Below are 1,484 nucleotides of genomic sequence, written 5' to 3'. Positions count from 1 at the left end.
CCGGGCGCGGTGCGCGGTCCGGCGTCGGCCGTGCCGGTGGCCGCGGCGGCGGGGCTGCTCGGGGCGCTGTGGCAGGGCCCGCTGCTCGCGCTGGCCCTCGTCGTCCCGCTGGTCCTCGCCACCGTGGCCCTGCTCGGCGCGTCCCGGCTGCGCGGCGCGGGGCGCCCCGGCCGGTGGGCGGTGGGCCCGCAGATCGCGGCCTGGGGCGGCGCCCTGACCGGCGCGCTGGTGGCGTACGCGGCCGGACCGCCGCCCTGGCTGGGCACGTCCGGTCTGCTGCTGGGCCTGTGCGCGGCGGCGGACACGGCCCGCCGTCTCTGGCGTACGGCGGCCGAGGCCTGGGCCCCGGGCCACGCCACCGGCGCACTCCGCCGGGCCCTGCACGGACTCGACGCCCTGCTCGCCGAGGGCGTCCGGGAGCACTGGGCCGTCGAGGAGCGCCTGAACTGCGCGGACGCGGCCCGTTCCGTCGCCGGTGTCCTGCGGGCCACGGCAGCGGCGGCGGAGGCCGAGGCGCTGCCCGACCCCGAGCGGACGTCGGGGCGGGGCGGAAACGGCGCGTACGACACACACGACGACGCGGACGACACGTTCGGCGGCGAGGGGTTCGACGCGGAGGGCTGGCTGTCGAGCACCCCGGACGCGTTCTCCGGGACCGGCGACGGCGCGGAGGACGAGGACAAGGGCGACGACGACTGGATGAGCGCGTACGCCTGGCCGGACGACCCCGCCGACACGGTCGCCGACCCCGGCGAACCCCCCGCCGCCCCCTCCGCCCCGACACGGCACCCGGGGGCGAACGGCACCGCCGCCGGGACTCCGCGCTGGCTGGACCGGGAGACCGGCGAGGGCGGCCCGGAGCTGGTCGCCACGCTCGCCGCCGACCTCACCGACGCCGCCCTGGAGGCGATGGGGTCCTACTGGAACTCCGTCGAACGCGGCCAGGCGGGCACGTTCGCCGCGACCCGTATCGAGGGCCGGGTCGCCGAGCTCCTGTCGACGGCCCGCAGGCATCTGCGCCACAACGGCGTACTGTCCGCACCGCCGTTCGCCGCCCGCCGCACCCGCGCCACCTCGGCGAACCTGCTGGGCACCGACCCGCAGGGGGTCGCCGGACTGGTCGGCGCGGAGACCGACCGGCAGGCGGTCGTCCAACTGTCCTCGCCCGAACAGGGCACATTGCTCAGCCGCGACCCGGCAGCCGCGGTGTGGATCAGGTTCGCGCCGCTGGCCGTACGCGACGAGGTCGAGAAGGCCTGGCGGACGAACGGCTCGGCCGGGCCGGAGGAGGTGGAGTGGACATCGTCGGGACGGTACGCGGGCCTGCTCCGCCTCACCCCGCTGCGCCCCGGAGTGGTGGACACCTTCCGCCCCCGCGACGACGGCGACGGCGACGGGCACGACGGGCCGTACGACAGCTCGTACGACAGCCCGTACGACGGCTCGTACGAGACCTCCTACGGGCCGTCGTACGGGCTGTCGTA

The 1,484-nt window shown here is 77.6% G+C and carries 1 pseudogene; it reads left to right on the top strand.

The window, feature by feature from the left end:
• Positions 1-1,484: pseudogene (locus AOK08_RS41415) on the top strand (hypothetical protein); the annotation flags it as partial.

The organism is Streptomyces graminilatus (assembly GCF_001418565.1).
In the GTDB taxonomy this organism is placed as follows: Bacteria; Actinomycetota; Actinomycetes; order Streptomycetales; family Streptomycetaceae; genus Streptomyces; species Streptomyces graminilatus.
Note: the sequence above shows the minus strand (reverse complement) of the source record. Positions and strands in the feature narration are given on the sequence as shown.